The 4,393-nt window shown below is 30.4% G+C and carries 6 protein-coding genes; 2 read left to right on the top strand and 4 right to left on the bottom strand.

Annotation, left to right across the window (positions count from 1 at the left end):
• Window positions 1-13 precede the first annotated feature (13 nt).
• Window positions 14-397: a hypothetical protein gene (locus QZ357_RS08830; protein ID WP_290776301.1), complete on the top strand. Its 384-nt coding sequence runs from the start codon at window positions 14-16 to the stop codon at window positions 395-397.
• A gap of 390 nt (window positions 398-787) precedes the next feature.
• Here the strand turns inward: QZ357_RS08830 and QZ357_RS08835 are convergent, their stop codons facing one another.
• From QZ357_RS08835 to QZ357_RS08845, 3 genes are all read right to left on the bottom strand, one after another.
• Complete coding sequence (locus QZ357_RS08835; RefSeq protein WP_290776302.1) at window positions 788-958, bottom strand: stress-responsive transcriptional regulator PspC; 171 nt, start codon at window positions 956-958, stop codon at window positions 788-790.
• Window positions 959-1,022: 64 nt separating this feature from the next.
• Window positions 1,023-1,514 (bottom strand): hypothetical protein, encoded by a 492-nt coding sequence (locus QZ357_RS08840; RefSeq protein ID WP_290776303.1) that lies wholly within the window; start codon window positions 1,512-1,514, stop codon window positions 1,023-1,025.
• Between the two features lie 156 nt (window positions 1,515-1,670).
• Complete coding sequence (locus tag QZ357_RS08845) at window positions 1,671-2,276, bottom strand: 3'-5' exonuclease (protein WP_290776305.1); 606 nt, start codon at window positions 2,274-2,276, stop codon at window positions 1,671-1,673.
• A 204-nt stretch (window positions 2,277-2,480) separates the two neighbouring features.
• Here QZ357_RS08845 and QZ357_RS08850 point away from each other — a divergent pair, with 204 nt between their 5' ends.
• Window positions 2,481-3,233: a hypothetical protein gene (locus QZ357_RS08850; protein WP_290776306.1), complete on the top strand. Its 753-nt coding sequence runs from the start codon at window positions 2,481-2,483 to the stop codon at window positions 3,231-3,233.
• Between the two features lie 122 nt (window positions 3,234-3,355).
• On the opposite strand, the gene QZ357_RS08855 is transcribed toward QZ357_RS08850, so the two are convergent.
• Window positions 3,356-3,970, bottom strand: coding sequence for a DUF5105 domain-containing protein (locus tag QZ357_RS08855; RefSeq protein ID WP_290776308.1), 615 nt, complete (start codon window positions 3,968-3,970; stop codon window positions 3,356-3,358).
• Between the last annotated feature and the right edge of the window lie 423 nt (window positions 3,971-4,393).

The raw sequence follows: 4,393 nt of genomic DNA on the forward strand, positions 1-4,393 counted from the left end.
AGGAAGATGAAATATGAAAAAAGAGTTAAAACAAATATTGCTTATATGTTTATTTTTAATTATTGGTTGTGTACTTGGTTATTTTGTAGCACTTAATCAAATGAATCAGCTTAGTGACCCTGAATACATTGCGTTTTGGACAAGCCAAAGTATGGCTGTTCCTGAACCATTAGGATTTACAAGAAGTATTCTTTCTTTTGGATTGCTTTTTGCCGGAATACCCACAGGTTTGATTTTTTATAGCGGTTTAGTTAAGAAATGGCTAACTCCTATCGCACCTAAAATTATAATCGGATTTGTTACTTTCCCGATTTATACACTTGCTGGAGTAATCGGCTCAATTCCTTTTATCATCTATAAAGGGATTTTTCTATTCAAAAATAATAGATGTAAATGATAATGAACTTTTCAAGAGTAGGGTGTTTATCAATTACTTTTTAAGGCAATTACACAGGGACGATCAGCTACATAGTTGGTCGTTTTTGATAGAGTAAGTCGAAGAAAAGTACTATGTTTGGACTCAGGGTATTCAACAATAAATTTCAGCTTGTCAGTATATAGAAGTGACTCTAATGAAAGAGTTGCTTTTTTTATAAAGACTTCTCTCTATATTATTTATAGAACAAATTTGTATCATAATAACGAAATGTTACACCCTTTACTTCTTAAATAATACAAAAGTGTTTTTTTCATTAATATAGTCTTAAGTACCTTTCATAATGCAAAGTAATGCAAGATTGTATCACAACAACGATATAATAAAAAAGACCCATCACGGGTCTTTTTGTTAATCGTTAAATTCTTTCGAATAATTATAGTCGACTTTTATCAGTTTGCCGCCGAGTTTCTTTTTATTGATTTTATCTTTCACACATAAATACGTTCCAAAGGCTCCTACTAAAATTACAGAACCAACTATCGATGCCAAAATAATTTTTCCTGTATTGTTCTTTTCCATTGTTCGTTCCTCTCTCAAAATTTATATTATAATTATACAATAAATATTATATGAATTCAAATATTTAATCTAATTCTAATACGATTTTAAGAGCACTTATTCCCGCGTAGGTATTAATGTCTTTTATACTTTCCATAGATCCGAGTTTAAGTTCCATGGGTTCGGTTTTTTTTGAAAAAACGCTGTTTATACCCCTTTGTATACATATTATGGGATTGCCGTTTTTGATGTCGTCTATGCTTGAAAGTGTAAGGGAGGCCTTTTCGTCCATTCCGTAGCTTACGGTTTCTATGTTTGGTTGATTGATGCCGATTTTCAGTGCAGAATTAATAAGCAGTATATCGCTTTTTTCAAGTACGTTTTTCAGATTAAAAATTCTGTCTTTGCGGTTTATGTTGTTAAGTATAGTAACGGTTTTGTAAATTTTATCTTCTTTGTTCAAACTCAAAGAAATGTTTTTGTTTTTAAACAATATTTCTTTAAACGGTACTTTTTTATTTAAGAATGCATATATTCTTATTGTTTTTCCTTTTGTCTTGATATAAAACTCTTCCAAAATTACAACTCCCTCATTTTATAATATTATTTTTGCATAAAATAATACTATTATTCATTATTTTATATTTTTAACATGTATAATTCCCTTCAAAACTTTCAGTGGGTTGTATTCTTTTTAATATAAAATTATATATTTGGGGATGAGGTGAGTTTTTTATACATTGAAAATTGTTTTGTAAATCCCGATGTCGCCGTATTGTTCCAAAATAATATTTCTGTATTTTTCGAAACAATTGTAAGCATCTATACAGTCCGATACGGCTCTGTGGGCTTGATTTTGTTTTATGTCAAATTTTTTCAAAAGAGTTTCCAATTTGTGGTTTTCAAATTCCGGGCTTATTTTTCTTGAAATTTTAAGTAAATCCACATAATCGTTACTTATGTGAAGGTTGCTTTTTCTTTCGTAATTGTCGTAGAGGAAGTTTATGTCGAAATTGACATTGTGTCCGAGGAGTATTTCTCCTTTTATAAAATCATCAAATTCGGGAACGACTTCTTTTATTGTTCTTTTATCTTTTATCATATCGGAAGTTATTCCTGTAATATCGGTTATCTTTTCGCTAAGTGTATCTTTTTCCGGTTTTACGAGGGTTTGGTACTCTGATATTATTTCTTTATTTCTTACTTTTATCGCTCCTATTTCTATTATTTCGTTTTCATTTGGATCAAGTCCCGTTGTTTCGATGTCTATAACGCAGTAATCAATGGGAAAGTCAAACATTTCTTTACCTTTATGTTCTCTGTATTTATAAAAATCCATAATAATCTGTTCCGCCTTTTCTGAGATTTAGTTAATTATAATTTATTTTATTTTAAAGTCCATAAAATACGATTAAATAATACAAAATATCGTTATTTCAGCGGTTTTATTCTTTTGAATTGTATATACAATTTAAATGTTAAAGATATTTGTAACACGAAATATTGAAAATATTCATAAAATAGTACGGGAGGTCAGAAAAAAATGACAGATTTTATGTATGTTGATGGAATATATTCTTTTTTGGAGTTACTTGTAATGGCCTTGATTTTTTCCAGTATAGTAATGTTCACGACCGAATTTTTTAAATCTTTACTAAAAAAACGTAGTGTAAACAGCAATATATTTGTACTTATATCTCTTATAATAAGTATTGCTTTTTGCAGTATAATGGGGTATTCCTTTATGGAAGGGGTAATGGATAAGATAGACATTGCATGGCTTTCTTTTCTTACATGGCTTGGAAGCAATGGGTTATTTAAATTTTTGGAAAACAACAATACATTTCTCGGTAAACTCGTTAACAGTTTCAGCTCTTATTATATAAAAGAGTATGAACAGGAGGAGTATTCGACAGATGATGGAGAAAATATACAAGGTGAAGACGGTGGATTGAACGAAAACGAAATCATTGAAGATGAAAATGAAGAGGATACGAATGAGAGTGCAAGAGATGATGAGGTTGATGAAGAAGAATACGAAGGGACAGTCGACATAGAATACGTTTATGAAGATGAAGAAGATGTAGATTATAGTGCGGAAGTTATGGATGAGGGAATGGAAAGCGACCTTGATGACGGGACTGCAGAGCCTCACGAAGAGATTGTAAGCACCATAAGTGTGTCTTCGGCGGAAGATGTTATAAATGAAAATGCTCCCATTCAAAAAGGGGATTTGGTGTTTGAAGAGACATCGGCAGCGGATGCTATAGAGAACAAAGATTTGAGATATGAATAAATTCTCTTGTCAATTTACACTTAAGGACAAAATTAATTTTAAAACATTGAAAAATAGTAGTTGAAAAAGATTATAATAAAAAGAACGTATTTTATACGTTCTTTTTATTATATGTGTTAAATTTAGAAATAGCTTTCAATGTTGTTATTTACTTTTGTCATTTCTGATTCAATGTCGGAAAATACTTCGTTAAGAGCAGATGAACCGTTAATTATTTCCCATCCATCGTCTCCCTTACTCATTAAGAATGTAACTGTTTTTGTCTGATTTTTTTCGCTCTTTCCTGCTTTGTTTATTTCTTTTGTAAAGTTTTCCATTATTTTATTTGTAAGGGTAGCGGAAGAAGCAGAAAGATTGTTTTTAAACCAAGATATTGTTTTCTTTACGGCCTTTTCGTAAGCTTTGCCAAAATCTATTGTTTTAAAGGTTACCTTTGCTGTTGCGCTGTCTTTGTTCTCTTCAACGCTGTTTATTTCATAATCCAGATTTTGGAACATAGATAGCATAAAAGCATCAAGCCCACTGGCTTTTAGAGACATCAAGTCTTTTCCGAGACTTTTTTCGTATTGTTCGTCGACTTCTTCTCCGTTTATATATTTTTCCATTACTTTGTTTTCGTCTTTGCAGCATAAAATATCCATATGTTCTTTTAGAACTTCTTCAGCGCTCGGACCGCCGCAGCCTGTAAACCCAATTAATATTAAGCATGACATAAGTATTGCAATAATTTTTTTCATAATACCCTCCTCCTCATTTTAAATGCCATATTTTATATTTTAAAAACATTATATCATATAATTGTTGAAACGTTAACATTTTTATTTTATTTGTCGATAAATGCGGTAAGCCAAAATACATTGATGAGCAAGTATTGTTTTGTGGTTTTCTTTACTTTTGGTGGGGATAAATTTATATGTTGTACGGAGGTTTCCTTGTTTGTTATTCGTTGACAAAAAAAGTCATATTTGATATTATAAAATCTATAAATTTATACAATATATAAGAGGTAAAATATATGAAAATATGGATAATAAGAGCGGTAGGCTTATTTTTTATTCTTTTGGGAGCATTTTTTGTTAAACGTTTGGATCATATGAATCCCGACGAAAGATATTTTAAAATAATGGCATTATTTTCTATTCCTGTCGGAATTATGATTA

Origin of the sequence: Anaerofustis sp., assembly GCF_019420015.1 — a bacterium.
In the GTDB taxonomy this organism is placed as follows: Bacteria; Bacillota; Clostridia; order Eubacteriales; family Anaerofustaceae; genus Anaerofustis.

Excerpts from the sequence above, each read along its gene's own strand:
- QZ357_RS08830 (WP_290776301.1), top strand. The coding sequence starts at position 14 with ATGAAAAAAGAGTTAAAACAAATATTGCTTATATGTTTATTTTTAATT.
- QZ357_RS08835 (WP_290776302.1), bottom strand. The coding sequence starts at position 958 with ATGGAAAAGAACAATACAGGAAAAATTATTTTGGCATCGATAGTTGGT.
- QZ357_RS08845 (WP_290776305.1), bottom strand. The coding sequence starts at position 2,276 with ATGGATTTTTATAAATACAGAGAACATAAAGGTAAAGAAATGTTTGAC.
- QZ357_RS08850 (WP_290776306.1), top strand. The coding sequence starts at position 2,481 with ATGACAGATTTTATGTATGTTGATGGAATATATTCTTTTTTGGAGTTA.
- QZ357_RS08855 (WP_290776308.1), bottom strand. The coding sequence starts at position 3,970 with ATGAAAAAAATTATTGCAATACTTATGTCATGCTTAATATTAATTGGG.